Genomic DNA, 21,008 nt, shown 5'->3' on the forward strand with positions numbered 1-21,008 from the left:
GATATACTTCGTTCGATTTATGGAGCCCGACTCTATACTTCAATAAGGAAAAATCGATGACGAAAGAGTATATATTTACTTCAGAGTCTGTAACAGAAGGGCACCCTGATAAGATGGCAGATCAAATCAGTGATGCAATTCTGGATTATATTATTGAGCATGATCCTAATGCACGCGTAGCGTGTGAGACATTAGTATCAAATGGTTTTTGTGTAATTGCAGGCGAACTGAAAACAACGGCTTATGCCCCGATGCAAGAGATAGCTAGAAAAGTTATCCAAGAGATTGGTTACACAGATGCAACTTATGGTTTTGATTACCGTGCTGCAGCTGTTTTAAATGGAATAGGTGAGCAATCTCCGGACATCAACCAAGGTGTTGATCAAGAGGATGGTGAAATAGGTGCAGGTGACCAAGGTTTAATGTTTGGATATGCTTGTCGTGAGACGGATGTTCTAATGCCTCTTCCTATTTATTTAGCACATAGATTAACGCAGCGATTAGCTCTGGTGCGCAAAGAAGGAATTGTTCCTTATCTTCGTCCAGATGGAAAAGCACAAATCAGTGTTAAATATGTTGGAGATAAACCTGTTTCTATTGAAACAGTAGTAATTTCAACTCAACATGCTCCAGATGTTTCTCAAGAGCAAATTCGCCAAGATATGATTAGTGAAGTCATTAAACACGTTATTCCAGCAGATATGATAAATGAAAACACTATTTTTCATATCAATCCAACTGGAAAATTTGTAATAGGTGGCCCTCAGGGTGATGCAGGTCTAACCGGTAGAAAGATTATAGTAGATACATATGGCGGCAGTTGTCCTCATGGCGGCGGTGCTTTTAGTGGAAAGGATCCTACTAAAGTTGATAGAAGTGCTGCTTATGCTGCTAGATGGGTTGCAAAAAATCTGGTTGCTGCAGGGGCTTGTGACAGAGTTACTATCCAAGTTGCGTACGCCATAGGTGTAGTTCAGCCTGTCTCTATATTGGTAGATACACATTCAACTGGCAAGGTAGATGAAGAGAAGATTGAGAAGTGTGTAAAAGAGCTTTTTGATCTTTCTCCAAAGGGAATTATTAAATCACTTGACCTTTTAAAACCAATATATAGAAAAACAGCTACATATGGACACTTTGGAAGAGAAGAAGAGGGCTTCACGTGGGAGCAAACGAACAGAGTAGATGAGATTAAACAGTATTTGGATATTTAACGATATATTTTAGCTATCTTTAAAAATCTTGTGATAAACTTATCTCGAAAATTAATTTTAGGAGAATTTTATGGCAGTAATTATTAATGACACTTGTATCAATTGTGGTGCATGTATCGATGAATGTCCAGTAGAAGCAATCGTAGACGAGGATGATAATCCACAAGATGAAGAAATTTATTATGTTTATGGTGATAAATGTGTAGAATGTGTTGGTCATCACGATGAACCAGCTTGTGCTACTGCATGTCCTACTGAAGGCTGTATTACTTGGGATGCTATCGGCGAAAGTCCAGCGCATCGTGAAGATATTACAGATGAGCAACGCTCAAACCATGAGAATATCGTAGACTAATTCTCTTTTCTTTTAATCATAAAGTGCCACTTTAGCGCTTTATGATCCCTCTTTCATTTAAAAATATTTAAATTTAAACTTAAACACATAATTTTTTGGATACAATCCCACCCTAATTTTAAACTTATACAGGAGATTTAATGGAACGTACACTATCAATAATAAAACCAGATGCCGTAGCTAAGGGCGTAATTGGCAAAATTTTAGATCGTTTTGAGAGCAATGGCCTAAAAATTGCAGCAACTAGAAAGATCCAACTTTCTCGTGGAGATGCTGAAGCATTTTATGCTGTTCACTCAGAGAGACCTTTTTTCAATGACCTAGTTGATTTCATGATCAGCGGACCAGTTGTTGTTACGGTTTTAGAAGGTGAAAATGCTATGCAAATTAACCGTGATTTAATGGGCGCTACTAACCCTAAAGAAGCTGAAGCTGGTACAATTCGTGCAGACTTCGCTGAAAATATTGATGCTAATGCAGTTCATGGAAGTGATTCTGTTGAAAATGCTGCTATCGAAATTGCATTCTTTTTCTCAGAAAGAGAAATTTCATAAGTAAACTATGAAAGTTACTCTTAGGAAAGTAGGCAAAACGCCAGTAGATTTTGAAGTTAAATCAGACGAAATAACTTTTAAAGGTTATTTACAGTATGATTCTGGCAAATTAATTTTGCTAAAAGCAAATCTAGATGGCGTAGCTCTTACAGAGTGTAGTCAATGTGGCGAAGAACTTAAACTACCGGTAAATGAAGAGATAGAAATTTTTATTTCTGATGGTATTTATGAAGGTGATAACAGCAGAGAAATCGATGTTGTTGAGTCTTTTAATTCGGTAGCTGATTTAGATGAGCTATTAAACTCTGAGATTGAGCTTATAAAAAGTGACTATCACAGTTGCGAAAATTGTAAAATAAAATAAAATAACGAAAGGATATAGATTATGGCAGTACCTAAAAGAAGAGTATCTCATTCACGTTCAGCGAAAAGAAGAACTCACTATAAAATAACTTTGGCTAAACCAGTTAAAGATAAAGACGGAACATACAAACTACCACACCACATCAACCCAACTACTGGTGAGTATAAGTAATCAATGGTAAAAATTGCTATTGATGCAATGGGAGGGGACTTCGGTCCCGAACCAATTGTAAAAGGCTGTATTCAAGCACTTAAGAAAAAACTTTTTATGCCTATACTTGTAGGTAATAAAGATGAAATTTTAGCTCTGTTACCGAAACGTTATAGAGCTAAAATTTTAATAGTTGAAGCGGATGATGTTATTTCTATGAGCGATGCTGCTACTGATGCAGTAAAGCGAAAAGAGAGCACTATCTATAAAGCTATTGAGTTAGTAAAAAATGGTGAAGCTCATGGTGTAGTTTCTGCTGGACACAGTGGTGCGACTATGACATTAGCAACACTTAGACTTGGTCGTCTAAAAGGTGTTTCACGTCCAGCACTTGCTACTCTTATGCCAACAAGATCAGGTCGTCGTTCAATCCTATTGGACGCTGGTGCAAATGTTGATTCAAAAGCTGTGCATATTGCAGAGTTTGCAGTTATGGGCGGATGTTACGCAGAAGATTTGTTAAAAATACAAAATCCTAGCATCGGTATTCTTGCAAATGGTGAAGAAGCTTCTAAAGGTAATGAAATTACAAAAGAAGCATTTAAAATCCTTAGCGGATATCCAGGATTCAAAGGGAATGTTGAAGGTAGTGATATCTTTAATGGTTCTTGCGATGTTATAACATGTGATGGATTTGTAGGAAACCTTGTGCTTAAAGCTAGTGAAGGTGTAGCATCTACAATAAGCCTGCTAATAAAAGATTATATAAGAAAATCTCCAATTGCAATTACTGGTGCACTTTTGATGAGAAAAGTATTTAAACTTCTTAAAAAGCAAATTGATTATGCTGAAATAGGCGGTGCTCCGCTTATCGGAATCAAGGGTTGTGTAATTGTTAGTCATGGAAAAAGTAATTCTAAAGCAATTGAGAATGCAATATACCAAGCTATCAATTATGTGGACACTGGAGTTAATGAGCATATCGTTACAAGACTTGAAGAGTTGAAAAGTAAGGAAGTTTAATGGCTTATGCTGCATTTCGTTCAATTGGTGCTTATGCTCCAGCTGATATCTTGACTAATGAAGACCTTTCTAAAATGGTTGATACTACTGATGAGTGGATTACTAAAAGAACAGGTATTAAAGAGCGTCGTATAGCAGCAAAAAATGAAACTACTAGTGATATGGGCGTTGAAGCTGCAAAAAAAGCAATCCAAAGAAGTGGTATAAATAAAGAAGATATTGATATGGTAGTATGTGCTACTATTTCTCCAGATTATTTCTGTATGCCATCAACTGCTACAATTATTTCAAATAAGCTTGGACTTAGAAATGTTACTGCATTTGATATTTCTGCAGCATGTACAGGTTTTGTTTACATTCTATCTATCGCCAAAGCATTTATTGAATCAGGAATGAAAAAAAATGTTCTTATTATTGGTGCTGAAAAATTATCTGCAATAACTGACTACAGCGATAGAGGGACTTGTATCCTTTTTGGCGATGGTGCAGGTGCAGCAATAATTAGTGCAACTGATAATAAAGATGAAGCTATCATAGATGTGCATACTGGTGCAGATGGTGAATATGCAGACCTGCTAATGACTCCAAATGGTGGAAGTGGTTCAATTCATGATTCACTAGACCAAGAGGCTTCAAGCTGCTTTATGCAGATGAAAGGGAATGAAACTTTTAAAGTTGCTGTTCGTACACTTACTAAAGATGTAGTTGAGATTTTAAAAGAAAATAATATTGAGAGTGATGCAATAAAACATTTTGTACCACATCAAGCAAACTACCGTATTATTAAAGCGGTTGGTGATGCCCTCAAATTAAAAGATGAGCAGGTTGTTTTAACTGTTGCTAAATATGGTAACACTTCTGGAGCCTCTATTCCTATGGCTATAAATGATATCTACGAGCAAGGCAGACTTAAAAGTGGTGAATTAATGCTTTTAGACGCTTTTGGCGGTGGACTAACTTGGGGTAGCGCACTAGTACCTTTTTCCCCTTTAGAAAAATAGACATAATGAAATAAATAATTTTACTGAAGAGCGTTAAATACTCTTTTGTAAAACTCTTTTGCTGGCGGTAACTCCAAATTACCATCTCTTAATTTTTCTCCCCACATTGGGTTTGGAAAGTGAGAATCTTCTTTAAATCTAGCCATAACATGTATATGAACTCTTGGAAGCATATTTGCGAATGAAGCCATGTTTATTTTTGTAGGATTGTAATAGTGTTTCATCTCATACTCTAAAATATCATATATATCCCAAAGTCTAGTTCTTAAACCTTTTGGTACATCACCCAACTCTCTATAGGGTTCCTTTGTAAATATTTTTAACCAAGGAATTTCACTATCATGTTTTTCTATATATATTTCATTATCTTCATAAATAAGCATATGCATTTAAAGTCCTTTTGTAAATATATAATATCATAAGTAAGATAAGTGTACTATATTCTAATATCTTACAAGGAAAATTAATGAATAAAATCAATTTGTTATTACTTCTACTTCTTTTAGGGGTAAGTTTATCAGCAGATGTAAAAGATAAGTGGAAAATAAATATTGGAACTATGTTCGTTACAGATTTTGAAACAGATATGCAATTAAGTCCAAAAAATATTCCATTAGCTCTTAGAATTAATACTAAAGATCAGTTAGATATGAAAACCGATACTAATGTCTTTCGTTTAGATGGTTACTATCGTTTTACAGATTCTCACAGTATAGATTTTACATATTTTAGTGTAAAAAGTAATGGCTACAAGTCAATAAATGAAGATATTATTTGGGATAACAAAACCATTTCCGCAGGTGCAAGAATAGATAGTTTTTTTAATATGGATATCTATAAATTAAACTATGGGTATTCTTTTTATCATAATGAAAAAGTAGAGCTTCTTGTAAGTGCTGGTTTACATATAACTACTTTAGATATAGGAATCGCTGCACAAGGTACGATTGATGGCGTGTCTAGTCAAGCATATAGTTCATCTGGAGGAGCAACTCTACCATTACCAGTTTTTGGTTTTAAGGGTGAATATACAATTATAGATAAGAAACTTTTTGTAAATTATAAAGCTGATTATTTATTTATAGAGTTTGATGATTATAAAGGTTCTCTAGTTACGAGTGCTTTAGGTTTTGAATATCGGTTTATGGAAAATGTTGGTGTCGGTATTGGTTACAACATAAATAAAATTATTATTGAAGCTGATGATGGAGCAAAAAAGTTTGAGGTAGAGAACACTTTATCCGGTGCTATGCTGTATTTTACGTATATTTATTAAATAGTTTTCATTTCTCACACTCAGGTGTGAGAAATGAATTCAGTAGCTTAGTCTCTATGTCTAGTAGAGCTTCCAGATGAACGGCTTTTATCACGATTACCACGGTAGCCACCGCCATCACGAGCACCATCACGACTTCCACCGCCATCACGATTACGGTCTCCACCACCACCTGAACGAGGTTTGTTACCACGGTAGCCACCGCCGCCGCCACTTCTTCCACGAGAACCACCTCTACCATTAGAACTACTACCTCTTTGAGCAGCACGAGCTAAAATAGCTTCAATTCTATCAGCAGGGATACCAATATTATTTGGCCCTTTTATATCTTGTTGGTCTAGTAGCATTGATATAAGTTTATATGCCATTTGCTCTTCATCAATATCTTCACGTAATCTATCTAAAACCTTATGAGCTTCATCATAGATTTTATGATCTTCAACTTTTTTAACTAATGCTTCAACAGTTGATTCTCTTAAGTCATTTTTACTTGGAACGTAAGCATGACCCATTGAAGTTCCAACTTTTTGCTTAATACGTTGAAGTTCTTTAAACTCTAGTGGAGTTAAAAGTGTGATTGCTTTACCTTTAGTACCAGCACGACCTGTTCTACCGATACGGTGAACATAAGACTCAGGATCAAAAGGAATATGGTAGTTGAAAACATGAGATATATTATCAACATGTATACCACGTGCAGCAACGTCAGTCGCAACAAGAACTTTTACAGAGTTACTTTTAAAACCTTTAATTACTGTTTCACGTTGACGTTGCTCCATATCTCCATGAAGACCGTTAGCTAAGTAACCAGCGTTAGATAAAACATTTGATAATCTATCTACTTCACTTTTTGTTCTACAAAATACAACTGATTTTTTTGTATCTTCAGAGTCCATAAGACGGATGATTGCATCATCTCTTTCAGACTCTTCTATAACATAGTAAAGTTGTTCAATATCTGAATTTGTAGTTTCACCTTTTGTAATAGAGATAAATTCCGGATTATCTAAGATACGTTCAGCTAAGAGTTTAATTGGCTTAGGCATTGTTGCTGAGAAAAGAAGTGTTTGACGTTTTGTTGGAAGGTATGAAAAAATTTCATTGATATCATCCAAAAATCCCATATCTAGCATCTCATCAGCTTCGTCAAGTACAACTATACTTGGTGTGAAATTTTTAACTAAACCTTTTTTAAGTATGTCTAAAAGACGACCTGGTGTAGCAACAACGACACTTGCCCCACGATCAATAAGGTCAATCTGTCTATTGTATGAGCTACCACCATAAACTGTAACAGTTTTAGCGTTAATGTTTCTTCCATATTTGAAAAGCTCATCACTTACTTGAGTAGCTAGCTCGCGAGTTGGAGTGATAACTAAAATCTCTACACCATTTCTTACATCGATGTTGTTTAGTGCTGGAAGACCAAAAGCTGCAGTTTTACCTGTTCCTGTATGTGCCTGACCTACAATGTCTCTACCTTGAAGTATAAGAGGTATAGCTGCTGCTTGAATAGGGCTTGGAGTAACGAAACCTGCTTGTTTAACGCTTCTAAGTATATCTTGGCTTAAACCTAAATCATCAAATGTGAGTAGATTTTCTTCAACTGGTGTGTTTTCTTCTGTTTGTGCATTTTCTTGCATCATAATCCTTTAATAGTCAAGGAGATGATACAAGCTTGCCAAACGCAAGGATATCTTCCCCTTAAAGTATTTCGCGAATTATATCCAAATAAAACAAAGTTTATCTTGAAGTTGGTAAAACTTAAAATAATTTAAGTTTATATTGTGTAGAAAAAGCTAATACAAAAAGTCTAGGTATAGATGATACTACAGTTTTTTCCAGACTCTTTAGCTCTGTATAGAGCCTTGTCGGCTTTTTGTAAAATGTCTTTTACTTCTTTATCTTTATCTCCATCTAAAGTAGCAATACCGATGCTAACACTATACTTGATAATTTTATCTTCTATATGCACTTGGGAAGAATAAATTTTTTCACGAAATCTCTCTGCAAATAAGTAAGCACCTTCAGCATCTACTTCCGGAAGCATAATAGCAAACTCTTCTCCGCCAATACGAGCAATAACATCTATACTTCTGGCCATATTTAAACATGTTGAAGAAAAATGCTGAAGAACCTTATCTCCAAGTGCATGGCCATAGGTATCGTTAAGTGACTTAAAATTGTCGATATCGAGCATTAAAAAGCTCAAATTCCTTCCATATCTAGTAGAGCGCTCTATCTCTTTGTTTGATATTTCACCAAACTTGCGACGATTTAGAACTCCTGTTAAAATATCAATGAATGCTATTTTTTCCAGTTTTAGATTTTGTTTTTGATGTCTTTGAATTTCTAATTCTTTTTTACTTAAGTAGAGTTGGGTATACATATCACCTTGTAAAAGTTTTTGCCTTGTTGTTTCATAAGCGCTGTACATTTTAGCCATTTCATCATTTGTACTTGTAGATTTGAGTTTAAGTGTTCTTCCTCCGCGTGCCAAATGCTTCATAGCATCTATCAATTGATAGATTTCATTTTTTGAACTCTGTTCAAACACGTATATTATAATAACAGTTAAAACGAAAATAATACTAGAGTATAAAATCCACTTAAACAGCTTATCTGTAGCATCTTCTAGTTCATTTCTAATAAGCATGTTAATTTCATTTGTAAGTTTATCTTCAAATATTTTCATACCATTTATAAGTTCTGTCATAGATTCAAACCAAATTACAGAATTTACATCTTGAAAATTATGATTTTTTATACTATTTTCAATATTATAAATTTTATTGGAGATATTTGAGTTTATTATTGAATTTAGTTTATCTTTTTGAAGTGCTGTAGCGGTATGATTGAAATTGTTTAAAAGAGTGCTTTGCGAACCTGATAGTTGAATAAACTTGATATATTTTTCTTTATTTAATATCTCATTATTTTCTATAAGCATCGTTCCATATGCTCTTTTTAGACCTAAGGATTCTTTATACTGTAAGAGTGACGAGAGAGAAGATATGGATGAAGAAATTTCTTTATCAAGATTATAAATTGCCATTTTAGAGGTTATGCCTAAAATATTTCTGATTATTTCTGTGTAGAAATTTATTATGCTGCTCTGAGACACAGTATTGGCATCAATTTTTTTTCGAAAATTATTGAGACTATCTATATCTTTTATAAATGTTTCTATAAAAGGACTAATAACTAAAAGTTTATCACCATGTACGCTCATAAGCTTATTATTAAATGACTTTATTGATTTATCAACAATTATTCTTTGTTTGTTGAGAGTGTCTTTAAATTTACTTTGAGATGAAGATATGTATCCGGAGCTTAAACCTCTTTCAATTTGTAGTGAATGGGCTAATTCATTTATATTTGAGATAATATGAGTAAAACTTGATGTTTTTTTAATATCTTCATATCTGCTATAGTCATTAAAAAGAAGAATAAAGGCAAAAATCAGCATTCCTGTAAGTGGAATAACAGACAATAAAAATATTCGTTTTGTAAAACTAAATGCCTTAGTTGTTTTATTGATTATTCGCTTTAGTATTGATTGCTTGAGTACATGCCTCTTTGATAGAGCACATTTTTCAAAAGTATCTGTTGCAGGAATGTCTTCTTCGATAATATGATTAAATAGCCAATCTGTTAAAAAATAACTGACCTCTTGTGCATTTTCAGTGTTTAGTGAATTTGTGAGCTTAGTTTTTAGCTCCGGAAATTTCTTGATTAAAGCGCTATGATGCTCTATCCGTTCTTTGATTTTTGGATAATTACATTTTTTTAAAAAAATCTCTTCTCTGTCAAAGTGTATTTTCGTATACTTTTCTAAATCATCAAAGATGCTGTCTATGACAGATTCTGCTTCATCATCTCTTATTGCTACTGAGAGGGTGTTTATTATATTTAATATTTTTTTATGGTCGTCATCTAACTTTTTGACGCCAATGTTTAACCCATCATTCCAATTTATCATAGTAGATTATATTGTAATAAATATCATAGAGTTGTTAAAGCAAAAAAAGGATGTTTTATTTGTAGACAATTGTGCAGTTTCTTCCTGATTCTTTAGCTTTGTATAGAGCTTTGTCAGCCCTTTGTAGAATATCTTTCACATCTTTATCATTGTCTAAAATAGCTATACCGATACTTACACTGTATTTTATTATTTGCTCATCTACGGTTACTTCTGAAGTGTAAATTTCTTTACGAAATCTCTCAGCAAATATGTAAGCACCATCTATAGTAGTCTCTGGTAGCATGACTACAAACTCTTCACCGCCAACTCTTGCAACAATATCCAGGCTCCTAGCCATATCTAAACATATAGACGCAAAATGCTTAAGTATTTCATCTCCTGCAGCATGGCCGTAGGTGTCATTTATGCTTTTAAAGTGGTCAATATCAAGCATTAAAAAGCTTAAATCACTATTGTAACGATTTGAGCGCTCTAACTCTTGCATTGATAATTCTTCAAATTTACGACGATTTACTGCTCCGGTTAAAGGATCAATAAATGCCATCACTTCAAGTTTTACATTCTCTCTTTGATGGCTTTGAATCTCCATTTCTTTTTTATTTAAATAGAGTTGTGTATATATATCACCTTTGAGAAGTTTCTGTCTTGTTGTTTCATACGCATCGTACATATATGCCAGTTCATCTCTTTTTACATGTATAGGAGAGAGTCTAAGAGATCTTCCTCCAGTTGCTAAATCTTTCATAGCATTTGTTAGTTGATAAATTTGAAATTTTGTACTTTTTTTGAATGTATATAAAATTGAAAGGGTAATAACCAAAATAGCTGTTGTGAATGAAAGCCATAGAAGAAGATTCCTGATAGTATCATTAATTCTTTTTTCTATTAAAATGTTTATATCTGAAAGAAGTTCATCTTCAAAGAGTTTGATTTTGTTTATATATGTAGTCATTGACTTAAACCAAATCTCTGTGTCTAAATTTTTAAAGTCATGAATCTCAATGCTATCTTCATATAATCTTACCTGTTTGGCAATATTTGAATCTCTTAACATCTTATTTGTATGTTTTTGCGATCCACTAGCTGTATGTGCAAAGGTGCTTAAAAAAGCTTTTTGCGTACCGATGAGTCTTGTGAAAGTTATATACTCTTTTAACGTTGCGTCCTTTTGTTCAATTATCATTGTTCCAAAAGCCCTCTCTTGCCCAAGAGACTCTTTTAAGTGCTGAATAGATGATAATGTGGCAATTGAAGAAGAAACTTCTCTATCAAGATTTAAGAATGCCACTTTTGGAGTAATGCTTAGAATATTTCCAATCATACTTGTATATTTGTCTATAGTCCTAGCTTGAGAAATTACTTTACCATCAATATCTTTTCGAAGTTTATTAATAGATGAGATATCAGTTTTAAAAGTATTTATATATGGTTGAATCTCATAGATGTTTTTTATCTCAGTAGTTTTTATCTTTTCAAGAAACTCATTTGTTGCCATATCAACAATAGTTCTTTGAACATTTAAAGTGTCTTTGAACTTATCTTGTGCTGATGTTAGAAAACCACTACTTAAACCTCTTTCTATTTGAATTGTATGAACTAACTCATCTATATTTGAGATGATATTAGTAATAGCAGAAGTTTTTCTCATATCTTCATATTTATTATAATTGTTAAGTAAAATAATTGTTCCAAAAAGCAGCATTCCTATTAATGGAGTTAATGCTGATAAAAGTATTCTTCTTGTGAAGCTGAATTTATTAGTAGTTTTTGTGATGATTTTTGTTAGAAAATTGCTTTTTTCCTTTTTTTCCTTAGTTAGACCACATTTCTCAAACATAGTTATAGCAGGAATATCTTCTTCAATAATATGGTTAAATAACCAGTCTGTCAAGAAAAAACTTATTTCTTCTGCATTATAAGGCTCTTTAGAGAGAAGAAATTTTGCTTTTAGATCAGGAATCTTTTTGCTAAATATGAGATGTTGTTTTATATGTTCATCTAGTTTTTTACACCCACATTTTTTAAGTAGCTCTTCTTCTCTATGAAAATGATCTGTTGCATAGTTTTGTAACTCATCAAAGATGCTTTCTATAAATTTTTTAGCTTCATCATTACTTATTGCATGTGAGAGTTCGTTAATAATATCTAAAAGTTTTTTATGGTCATCGTCAAGGGCTTTTATCCCAAGGCTTAGACCTTCATTCCATTCTATCATAACATGATTTTAACATAATTATGTAAAGATAGACTGTTATATGGCATGAGGCAATACAAATGTAGTATAATTTTTCCTAAAAAATAAATAGGTGGTTTAATGGATCTGTATTTAATACTTTTAATATCTGGTGGTGTAATTATTTTAATCTTGCTCTATCTCTACTTAGTAACTCTTCAAGAGAAAAATAATTTACGCCTCAGCTATGCAGTATTGAGCAGCAGTTATGAACATGAGATAAGATCCTCTAAAGAAAAATTAGAAATTATGCAAAATGCAAAAGAGGAGCTCTCTAAAGAGTTTAAACTACTTGCAAATCAGATATTTGAAGATAAATCAAAAAAGTTTAACCATACCCATAAAGAGCAGTTTGAGATGCTTCTTCGTCCATTTCGTGAACAGATTACAAATTTTTCAACTCAGTCACGTGAACAGTTTAGTTATGAGGCTAAAGAGAGACATCTTTTAAAGGATGAACTTGTTCGTCTAAAAGAGATGAATGCTCAGCTATCTCAAGAAGCACTAAACTTAACAAATGCTCTAAAAGGTGAGAATAAAACACAGGGTAACTGGGGTGAAATAGTCCTAGAAAGAATACTTGAGGAGTCAGGTCTTCGTGAAGGGATGGAGTACAAGACACAAGCTACTTTAAAATCAGGAGATGGAAAAATATATCGTCCTGATGTAATTATTCACATGCCGCAGGATAGAGATATTATAATAGATTCGAAGGTTTCTCTTGTTGCCTATGAAAGATTTATGAGCCAAGAAAATCCAGATGCTAAAGCATTAGCACTTAAGGAGCATATCAGTTCAATTGCTGGACATATAAAAGATTTAAGTTCCAAAGAATATGAGAGATTAGAAGGTGTTAACACTCTTGATTTTGTACTTTTGTTTATGCCGATAGAGGGAGCTTTTTTGCTAGCTCTTGAAGCAGATGGAGAGTTTTTTAAACGAGCATACGATAGTAATATACTAGTAGTGTCTCCATCAACTCTTTTAGTTACTTTAAGAACTATAGAACATATCTGGCGTACACAAAGACAAGAGGAGCATGCAAAGAAAATTGCAAATGAGGCAGAAGCTATGTATGATAAACTTGTTTTGTTTGTGAAGAAATATATAAAATCGGTACTCATTTGCAAAAAGCTCAAGATGCTTATGACACTTCTATAAAAAGATTAAAAACAGGTAAGGGCAATATAATAAAGCGTGCTGAAAATATGGTTGAACTTGGTCTTAAACCAAAAAAATTGTTAAATATTTCAAGTGAAGATGAATCATGAAAATAAATGAAAAAAGAATCATTCCCTATCTTATTGTTGTAGTTCCGCTTGCGCTGGTATTAACTGCAAGTTTTTTTATCACTACCTTTTATATAGAGAAAGTAAATGCGTATTTTCATAAGGTAAAAGAGGGTTCTATAAAAGAGCATGTTGAATCCAAAAAAGCAAAGAGTGAGATATGGGTAGAACAGCTTAACCTTCTTTTTGATTACAAAAACAATAGAGTGGATGAAGATATAAAAGTACAACTACAAGCAAGAGTAGATATGGCTTACAAAAGTGCAAGATTTATCTATGAGAAGTATGAAGGTAAAAAAGCAAACCATGAGATTAAAGAGCGTATAGTAGATGCTCTTAATCAAATGACTTACAATACACAAAAAGATTATATTTTTATAGCTGATTTTAATGGAAACACTATACTCTCAAGAAGTTCACTACTAAATCAAAAGAATATTAGTGCATATGAAGATGTTGATGGAAGGTCTATAGTTTTAGAAGAGATACAAAAAGTTAGAAAAGAGGGTGAAGGATTTTTAGAAAGCAACTTTTACACAGGTGCCGGAAAGCAGATTATCTTAGTTAAAAACTTAGATATGTACGACTGGTATATAGGATCATCTACAAATGTTGTACAAAAAAGAGATGCTCTCAAAACATCGCTTTTAGGAATGGTGAAAAGTGTACCTATGGACAGTGTAGATTTTATGGGGCTTTATGATGATAGAAAGCCTATCTTTTTATCTAAGAAAATGCGGACATTTTTAGGAGATGAATCTCTGGAGGTTATAAGTAAAAATCTATCTAAAGAACCTACTTGGTACAAAGATCAATTAGATGGTTATTACTACTACTCAAAGTATTATGAACCACTTGATTGGTACTTGGTATATGGATTTGAAATTTCTAAAATGAGTAAAAAAGAGTTAAAAAAACAGACTGAGCTGGAAGAGATTCTTGATAATGAGTTAAAGTTTATCATAAAGGCTTCTGGATCTATTGTTATTTTTGTTGCAATCCTTTCACTATTGTTATCAAGAAAAATTAATCAAATATTTTCTCAATATCAACTTGAAGTAAAAAAAAGAACAGATGAGCTCGAAAAGCTAAATGAGTCACTAGAGCAAAGAGTATATGATGGATTAAGAGCTCATAGGCAAAAAGACAAAATGCTTATACAGCAGTCTAAAATGGCAGAAATGGGAGATATGCTAAGTATGATTGCCCATCAGTGGAGGCAGCCACTGAATCAGATGTCATATCTGTTTATGAATATTGACTCTGCTTATGAATATAAAGAATTGACAAAAGAGTATCTTGATGAGAAGCTAAAAGAAGGAAATACTCTTTTAGAATTTATGTCTGTAACTATAGATGATTTTAGAAATTACTTTAGACCAGATAAAGATAAAGAGTTTGTTCTTGTTAGTGATGTTGTACATACGAGTGTATCTCTTATGCAAAAGTCACTAGAAGTCAGTGGAGTTGAAGTAGAGCTAGAATCATACGGAAGAGATCTAACTCATATATATAAAAATGAGTTCATTCAAGTAATGCTAAACCTTATTAAAAATGCAAAAGACATATTAGTCGATAAAAAGATTGAAAATCCAAAAATAATAATCACATCCAGATGTGAGAAAGACAAACTTATTGTTGAAGTGTGTGATAATGGTGGTGGAGTGGATGAGAAAATCAAAGATAAGATATTTGATCCTTACTTTTCTACAAAAGATAAGCAGAGTGGAACAGGCTTGGGGCTATATATGTCAAAAATGATTATAGAAGAGCATTTGGATGGTAAGTTAAGTGTAAGTAACTCTAAAGATGGTGCCTGTTTTAAGATTGAGATCTAATTTTACTTTTTAATTATTTGTTGTTTATTTTAGTATAGAATTCGCATATATGAAGTCAATTAAAAATAAGATATTATCGGTTTTACTTTTCACATTCGCTTTTTTTGTGATGCATGACTACGTCGTTGTAGATCATCATATCAATATGAAGTATGAAGTTTATCATCTAGACCATGATGAGACTTCAATGGAAGCACAGGCTCATATTCATGATGCTATTCACACAATACTGGCTTTTAATTGTGAAGCAGAATTAACGATGCAAGAAAAATTATCAGATATAAAACCTTCAAACTTACTATTAACATTAATCTCCAATGTTAACCAAGTTCCACAAAGACCCCCTCTAAGCTAACTTTTTTCTATTTATATATTATTTAAAAAAAAGGTTAAACCATGAAACTAAAACTATTTTTAGTGTTTTTTATTGCGCTAAATGCAGATGCTCAAAACTTGTCAGAAATTTTAGACTCACTGCAAAAGAGCAAAAAAACACTTTCCATAACACAAAGAACTTATTCAGATATAGCTAAAAATGAGCTGTTTTCAACACAAGAAGCACCTGAACTTGGCCTTAGCATCTCTCACGCTGATGAGACAGCAAATGATGGTGTAGAGTACTCTCTTGGCATCTCTCAAAATTTGGCTCATCCATTTTCATCTTCCAGTAAAGATAGAGCTACTGACTCTTTAACAAAAGCTATAAAGCAAAAATCAAAACATGAGCTTCATGTTCTTACATTAGAAGTCTCTTCAAGATATCACTCAGCTTGTACTTCAAAAGAGATGAGTGATAGGGCAGAGGAACTTTTTAAAGAGCAGAGCAGTAGATTTAATCAACTCCAACGCGCTTATGATTTAGGAGAAATTTCAAAAAAAAGTCTTCTTTTTAATAAGCTAGACTTGGTAAAGCTACAACAAAAAGTAGTCTCTCACAAGAGATCTTATTTAGCAGAGTTGTCATATCTTCAAGAGGCTGCTGATAATTTGAAAATTGACGAACTCTCATGTGATGATTTACTTAAAATATCTAAGGATGTAAAATTAAACAACATCGATGAACATGGTGAAATAAAAGAGATCACGTATCAACAAAACTCAGTGAAATCTTTTTATGATGTTTATAACTCATCATTTAAGTCTATTGGCTATGAAGTTCTATATGAAAAAGAGTTAGATAAAACGCGTTATACATTCGGGCTTAGCATCCCACTTGGTGCGGTGACTTCACAAACTCAAAAACAACAAGCTGAGTATCTGCATAAAAACTCATCACTTTCAGCTGCCAAAGATGCTCTTACTTCAGAAATTATTAACGCTTCAAAGTCTTTACAACTAAAAGTAGGAACTCTATATGATGAATATACTCTGTTAAATCAAGAGATATTACCAATGAGTTTAGAGCTTAGACAACTTGCAAAATCTGCTTTGTCTGAGGGAGAGGGTACGATAATGGAGTACCTGGATGCAACAAGATCTTATTCAGAAAACTTGTTAGAGATGCTAGAAATCAAAAAAAATTACTACTATGAGCTTTTTGAACTTTATAAAAAAGCTGACTTAGATTTAGGAGAAAAATTATGAAAAAATTATTTACTTTATTAGTTGTTAGTCTGAGTCTATTTGGGGCTCAAATTATAGAGATATCAAAAAAACAACAAGCTGATTTGGGTGTAAAAACGCAAGAAGTCACAATTGTTGATTCGATCACTGTTGGACCTTATAATGGAATTGTTGCACTAGATAAAAGAGATGTTATATCTATCGGTTCAACAGTAGAAGCCGTTGTAACAAATATATATGTAAGAAAGTTAGATCATGTAAAAAAAGGAGAAAAACTTTTAACTCTTAAGAGTAATGAGCTTTTAAATCTTCAAGAGAAATATATAAAGGCACTCATAGAGAGTAAAAACATAGATAAAAACTATGAAAGAAATCAAAAACTTCAGAATGAAGGAATAATCTCACACAAAAAACTTTTAGAATCATTTCAAGAGAAGCAGAGTATAGATTTAAGAGTTAAACTCAGTGCAAATGAACTTCTTGCAAGTGGCTTGAGCGTAGAAATGCTACAAAGAATCCAGAAAAATTATCAGCCTATCATGCAGATAAATATTCTTGCTCCAAGAGATGGCATCATAAATAAAATAGATGTAAATATTGGTGAAACTGTAGAATCCAACCGTAGTATGATGAGTATCTTCGCAGATGGAAAAAGATTTTTAGAACTTAGTGTTCCTGTTAAATCTATAAACAATATTTCTATTGGAGACAAGTGTCTGTTTTCATCATATAGCGCGACAATAACTGCAATAGGAAATGTAGTAAACAGTGAGTCACAGTCAGTGCAAGTAAGAGCTATGATAGATAGTGCCAAAGATATTATGATAAACAGAATCTACTCTGTAGAGATTACAAAAAAGATTAGCGGAGCAGTAAAAATAAAAAAAAGTGGTTTAGTTTTTGAAGAAAATAGCTCTTATGTTTTTAAAAAAGTGGCTAGCGGATTTGAAGTTGTAAGTGTTACTATTATTAAAGAGGGGCCTTCTTGTTATATTGTTAATTCTGATTTAAAAGCAGGAGATGCTTTAGCAGTCAGCTCAACATCAGCACTTCTAGGTGCTATGGAAACTCCAGATGAGTGAAAAATTAATTAGCTTTGCACTAGGGCAGAGAGTATTAGTCCTTTTAGTAGCAACGGCAGTTCTTTTCTTTGGCGCATATTCAATGCTAAAATTACCCGTAGATGCTTACCCTGATGTTGCACCAACACAGGTAAAAATTATTTTAAAAGCTCCTGGTATGACACCTGCAGAGATGGAAGCACGGGTAATGATTCCTGTTGAGCAGAATATGCAGAGTATTCCAGATCAGAAGATTGTGCGATCACTCTCAAAATATGGCATCTGTGACATTACAATTGACTTTGCAGATAAAGTAGATATCTACTGGGCAAGACAGCAGGTGGCACAAAGACTTAGTGAAGTGAAAGATTCACTTCCTTCAAATGTAACAGGTGGCTTGGCTCCGATTACCACGCCTCTTGGTGAAGTTTTGATGTTTACGATTGAGTCTGATACACTTGATCTGATGCAAAAGAGAACACTTCTTGACTGGGTTATAAATAAAAGAATACGTTCTATTGATGGTGTTGCAGATACAAATGCACTTGGTGGATATGTAAAGACCTATGAAATCGTTCCAGATTTTGCAAAAATGAAACTATATAAAATAAATATGAAGTCATTACAAGCAGTTCTTAGTGAGAACAATAAAAATGATGGAGTAGGAAGATTATCTATTGGTGAACAAAGTCTTTTTATCCGCTCAGAAGGAAGACTTAAAGATATACCAGATATTTCAAATTTAATTCTAAAATATGAAAATGGCAGAAATATCAGAGTTTCAGATATTGCAGAAGTTAGGATAGGTTCGCTTACAAGAGCTGGTTTTGTGACAAAAGATGGCAAAGAAGAAGCTGTTCAAGGTCTTATACTCTCAAGAAAAGGTGTTGACACATCAGGGGTTTTAAAAAGAGTAAAAGAAGAACTTAAAAAGATAGAAAAAGAGCTGCCAAAGGGTACAACTCTAAATATATTTTATGATCGCTCAGACTTAGTTTCTAAAGCTATAAATACTGTTTCAATGGCACTTTTAGAAGCTTTGGTTTTAATAGTGATTATTTTGTACCTGTTTTTAGGAAACTTTGCATCTGCATTTAGTGTTGCAATAATTCTGCCTTTTGCAGGGATGATGACGTTCATCGCAATGGGTTACTTTGGAATCACTGCAAACTTGATGAGTCTTGGTGGTTTAGCCATTGCAATTGGAATGCTCGTAGATGCAGGAGTTGTAATGGTTGAAAATATTAGTGAGCATCTATATGATAAAAAGTATAAAAATGAGCCTAAATTAAGACTGGTGATGAGTTCCGCAAAAGAGGTTGCAAGCCCTGTTTTTATAGGTATTTTAATTATCATCATAGTTTTTTTACCACTGTTGACGCTAGAAGGACTAGAGGGTAAACTTTTTGTACCAGTTGCTCTTAGTATAGTATTCGCTCTAACTTCATCACTAATCTTAGCGCTTACTTTTATCCCGGTAGTAAGTTTTTATGTATTAAAACAGACTCCACATGCAAAAGTACCACTTATGGTATTTTTGGAAAATAGATATGAGACTATCTTAAAGTGGTCTCTAAAACATCAGAAGATTGTTTTCATAGTAGCTGCTGTTTTATGGCTGGCGGCTGTTGGCGCTTACACTCAAGTAGGTAAGACTTTTATGCCGACACTAGATGAGGGTAATGTTATTATCGGTATAGAAAAAAATCCATCTATTTCATTAGATGCTAGTAAAGATATTGATCTTAAGATTCAGCAGTCACTTATGAGAGAAGTCCCTGAGATTATATCAATAGTCGCACGTGGCGGTAGTGATGAGATTGGACTTGATCCAATGGGTCTAAATGATACAGATACGTTTTTGGTTTTAAAGCCAAAAGATGAGTGGAGGGTTCCTTCAAATGAGTGGCTTCTTGATGAGTTTAGAAAAGTTCTTGATGAGTTTGTTGGTATAGAGTATGGATTTACTCAGCCTATTGCTATGAGAATATCAGAGATGTTAAGTGGTTCACGCGGTGATATTGTTGTAAATATTTATGGAGGAGATACCGTGAAGCTTGAGAGCATCGCCGGTGATGTGGTAAAAATCACAGAGTCCATAAAAGGAAGCAGCGATGTCTATAAAAAAGCAAATGATGGTGTTGCGTATTGGGAAGTAGAGTTTAAAGATGAAGCTATGGCTAGGTATGGAGTTAGCAGAGATGAACTCTCATCTTATCTTCAGGCAAGTGTAAATGGTATTGAAGTCGGCATTATACAAGAAGAGCTGAGACGAATACCTCTTATGATAAAGGGCGATAAAAATCTTCAAACTAGCATGAGTACAAATATAGACTTACAATATGTACTGAGTAATGGAAACAGTGTTGAGATAAATGAGTTGGTTGATTTTAAAATGACACAAGGACCTGTTCAGATAAATCATGAGAATGGTATGAGAAAAAGTTTGGTGCAGACAAATGTTGTGGGTCGTGACCTTGTTGGTTTTGTTGATGAACTAAGTGCTAAGATAGAAACCTCTATAGATTTACCTCAAGGCTATTTTATTGAGTACGCAGGAGAATATAAAAACCAGCAAAGAGCTTCAAAAAGATTATCTATAATTGTACCACTAAGCATAGGACTTGTGTTTATATTATTGCTCATTACATTTAAGTCATCTCTACAGGCATTTTTAGTTCTTCTAAATATTCCTTTTGCCTTGATTGGTGGGGTATTTGGACTCTACTTTACTGGTGAGTATATGAGTGTTCCGGCTACAGTTGGATTTATTGCTCTAATGGGTATAGCGGTTTTAAACGGTGTGGTTATGCTCAACTATTTTAATTATTTAAAACAGAGTGTAAAAGACTCTTTAGAATTGGTTACTATTGGTTCGATTAGAAGACTTCGTCCCGTTCTTATGACTGCATCTATTGCAGCGCTTGGACTTATTCCTATGCTTTTTGCAACAGGTCCAGGTTCTGAGATACAAAAACCACTGGCCATTGTTATCATAACCGGTTTAGTGTCATCTACATTTTTGACTCTGGTATTACTGCCAATTTTGTATCATAAGTTTGTTTTGAAAAAGAGCGAGTAGATATTAGAAGTTCGCTTATC

At 33.5% G+C, this 21,008-nt stretch carries 19 protein-coding genes; 15 read left to right on the forward strand and 4 right to left on the reverse strand.

The window, feature by feature from the left end; genetic code table 11:
- The first annotated feature begins 56 nt into the window (after positions 1 to 56).
- The 7 genes from metK to SMGD1_RS08785 all read left to right on the forward strand — a co-directional run bounded on the left by metK (position 57) and on the right by SMGD1_RS08785 (position 4,661).
- Positions 57 to 1,214 (forward strand): methionine adenosyltransferase, encoded by a 1,158-nt coding sequence (gene metK / locus SMGD1_RS08755; protein ID WP_008336336.1) that lies wholly within the window; start codon positions 57 to 59, stop codon positions 1,212 to 1,214.
- Between the two features lie 70 nt (positions 1,215 to 1,284).
- Complete coding sequence (locus SMGD1_RS08760; RefSeq protein WP_008336017.1) at positions 1,285 to 1,569, forward strand: 4Fe-4S dicluster domain-containing protein; 285 nt, start codon at positions 1,285 to 1,287, stop codon at positions 1,567 to 1,569.
- A 140-nt stretch (positions 1,570 to 1,709) separates the two neighbouring features.
- Positions 1,710 to 2,123, forward strand: coding sequence for a nucleoside-diphosphate kinase (ndk, locus tag SMGD1_RS08765; protein ID WP_008335059.1), 414 nt, complete (start codon positions 1,710 to 1,712; stop codon positions 2,121 to 2,123).
- A gap of 7 nt (positions 2,124 to 2,130) precedes the next feature.
- Complete coding sequence (locus SMGD1_RS08770; RefSeq protein WP_008336164.1) at positions 2,131 to 2,487, forward strand: DUF177 domain-containing protein; 357 nt, start codon at positions 2,131 to 2,133, stop codon at positions 2,485 to 2,487.
- A 21-nt stretch (positions 2,488 to 2,508) separates the two neighbouring features.
- Positions 2,509 to 2,658 carry a 50S ribosomal protein L32 gene (gene rpmF / locus SMGD1_RS08775; protein WP_008335740.1) on the forward strand — a complete coding sequence of 50 codons (150 nt, stop codon included), beginning with the start codon at positions 2,509 to 2,511 and terminating at the stop codon, positions 2,656 to 2,658.
- A 3-nt stretch (positions 2,659 to 2,661) separates the two neighbouring features.
- Complete coding sequence (gene plsX, locus SMGD1_RS08780; RefSeq protein WP_008336510.1) at positions 2,662 to 3,660, forward strand: phosphate acyltransferase PlsX; 999 nt, start codon at positions 2,662 to 2,664, stop codon at positions 3,658 to 3,660.
- Entirely contained in the window at positions 3,660 to 4,661 is a 1,002-nt protein-coding gene (locus SMGD1_RS08785) for a beta-ketoacyl-ACP synthase III (protein ID WP_008335542.1), read from the forward strand. Before plsX ends, SMGD1_RS08785 begins: the two co-directional genes overlap by 1 nt.
- A gap of 20 nt (positions 4,662 to 4,681) precedes the next feature.
- On the opposite strand, the gene SMGD1_RS08790 is transcribed toward SMGD1_RS08785, so the two are convergent.
- On the reverse strand, positions 4,682 to 5,050 hold the full coding sequence (locus SMGD1_RS08790; protein WP_008336984.1) for an HIT domain-containing protein: 369 nt from the start codon (positions 5,048 to 5,050) through the stop codon (positions 4,682 to 4,684).
- Positions 5,051 to 5,127: 77 nt separating this feature from the next.
- On the opposite strand from SMGD1_RS08790, the gene SMGD1_RS08795 reads away from it, so the two are divergent.
- The gene (locus SMGD1_RS08795; protein WP_008335302.1) at positions 5,128 to 5,937 is read left to right on the forward strand and encodes an outer membrane beta-barrel protein; all 810 of its coding nucleotides are present in this window, start codon (positions 5,128 to 5,130) and stop codon (positions 5,935 to 5,937) included.
- Between the two features lie 47 nt (positions 5,938 to 5,984).
- On the opposite strand, the gene SMGD1_RS08800 is transcribed toward SMGD1_RS08795, so the two are convergent.
- The 3 genes from SMGD1_RS08800 to SMGD1_RS08810 all read right to left on the reverse strand — a co-directional run bounded on the left by SMGD1_RS08800 (position 5,985) and on the right by SMGD1_RS08810 (position 12,137).
- Positions 5,985 to 7,580, reverse strand: a complete 1,596-nt coding sequence (locus SMGD1_RS08800; protein ID WP_008336452.1) for a DEAD/DEAH box helicase — start codon at positions 7,578 to 7,580, stop codon at positions 5,985 to 5,987.
- 170 nt (positions 7,581 to 7,750) lie between these two features.
- Complete coding sequence (locus SMGD1_RS08805; protein ID WP_008335687.1) at positions 7,751 to 9,919, reverse strand: bacteriohemerythrin; 2,169 nt, start codon at positions 9,917 to 9,919, stop codon at positions 7,751 to 7,753.
- A 55-nt stretch (positions 9,920 to 9,974) separates the two neighbouring features.
- Positions 9,975 to 12,137, reverse strand: a complete 2,163-nt coding sequence (locus SMGD1_RS08810; RefSeq protein WP_008335214.1) for a bacteriohemerythrin — start codon at positions 12,135 to 12,137, stop codon at positions 9,975 to 9,977.
- A gap of 99 nt (positions 12,138 to 12,236) precedes the next feature.
- Between SMGD1_RS08810 and SMGD1_RS08815 the strand changes: the two genes are divergently transcribed.
- Genes SMGD1_RS08815 through SMGD1_RS08840 form a run of 7 tightly spaced genes read left to right on the forward strand, consistent with a single transcriptional unit; the run spans position 12,237 to position 20,988 of the window.
- Complete coding sequence (locus tag SMGD1_RS08815) at positions 12,237 to 13,316, forward strand: DNA recombination protein RmuC (RefSeq protein ID WP_008335024.1); 1,080 nt, start codon at positions 12,237 to 12,239, stop codon at positions 13,314 to 13,316.
- Entirely contained in the window at positions 13,280 to 13,426 is a 147-nt protein-coding gene (locus SMGD1_RS14645; protein ID WP_008341160.1) for a hypothetical protein, read from the forward strand. The genes SMGD1_RS08815 and SMGD1_RS14645 overlap by 37 nt, the downstream gene beginning before the upstream one ends.
- Positions 13,423 to 15,282: a sensor histidine kinase gene (locus tag SMGD1_RS08820; protein ID WP_008336331.1), complete on the forward strand. Its 1,860-nt coding sequence runs from the start codon at positions 13,423 to 13,425 to the stop codon at positions 15,280 to 15,282. The genes SMGD1_RS14645 and SMGD1_RS08820 overlap by 4 nt, the downstream gene beginning before the upstream one ends.
- Before the next feature lie 49 nt (positions 15,283 to 15,331).
- Positions 15,332 to 15,637, forward strand: coding sequence for a hypothetical protein (locus SMGD1_RS08825; RefSeq protein WP_039919925.1), 306 nt, complete (start codon positions 15,332 to 15,334; stop codon positions 15,635 to 15,637).
- 41 nt (positions 15,638 to 15,678) lie between these two features.
- On the forward strand, positions 15,679 to 16,866 hold the full coding sequence (locus SMGD1_RS08830; protein ID WP_008336286.1) for a TolC family protein: 1,188 nt from the start codon (positions 15,679 to 15,681) through the stop codon (positions 16,864 to 16,866).
- A complete protein-coding gene (locus SMGD1_RS08835; RefSeq protein WP_008336169.1) occupies positions 16,863 to 17,927 on the forward strand; it encodes an efflux RND transporter periplasmic adaptor subunit in 1,065 nt (354 codons plus the stop codon). Before SMGD1_RS08830 ends, SMGD1_RS08835 begins: the two co-directional genes overlap by 4 nt.
- Positions 17,920 to 20,988: an efflux RND transporter permease subunit gene (locus tag SMGD1_RS08840; RefSeq protein ID WP_008334965.1), complete on the forward strand. Its 3,069-nt coding sequence runs from the start codon at positions 17,920 to 17,922 to the stop codon at positions 20,986 to 20,988. The genes SMGD1_RS08835 and SMGD1_RS08840 overlap by 8 nt, the downstream gene beginning before the upstream one ends.
- Positions 20,989 to 21,008: the final 20 nt, after the last annotated feature.

The sequence above is a fragment of the Sulfurimonas gotlandica GD1 genome (assembly GCF_000242915.1).
Lineage (GTDB): Bacteria > Campylobacterota > Campylobacteria > Campylobacterales > Sulfurimonadaceae > Sulfurimonas > Sulfurimonas gotlandica.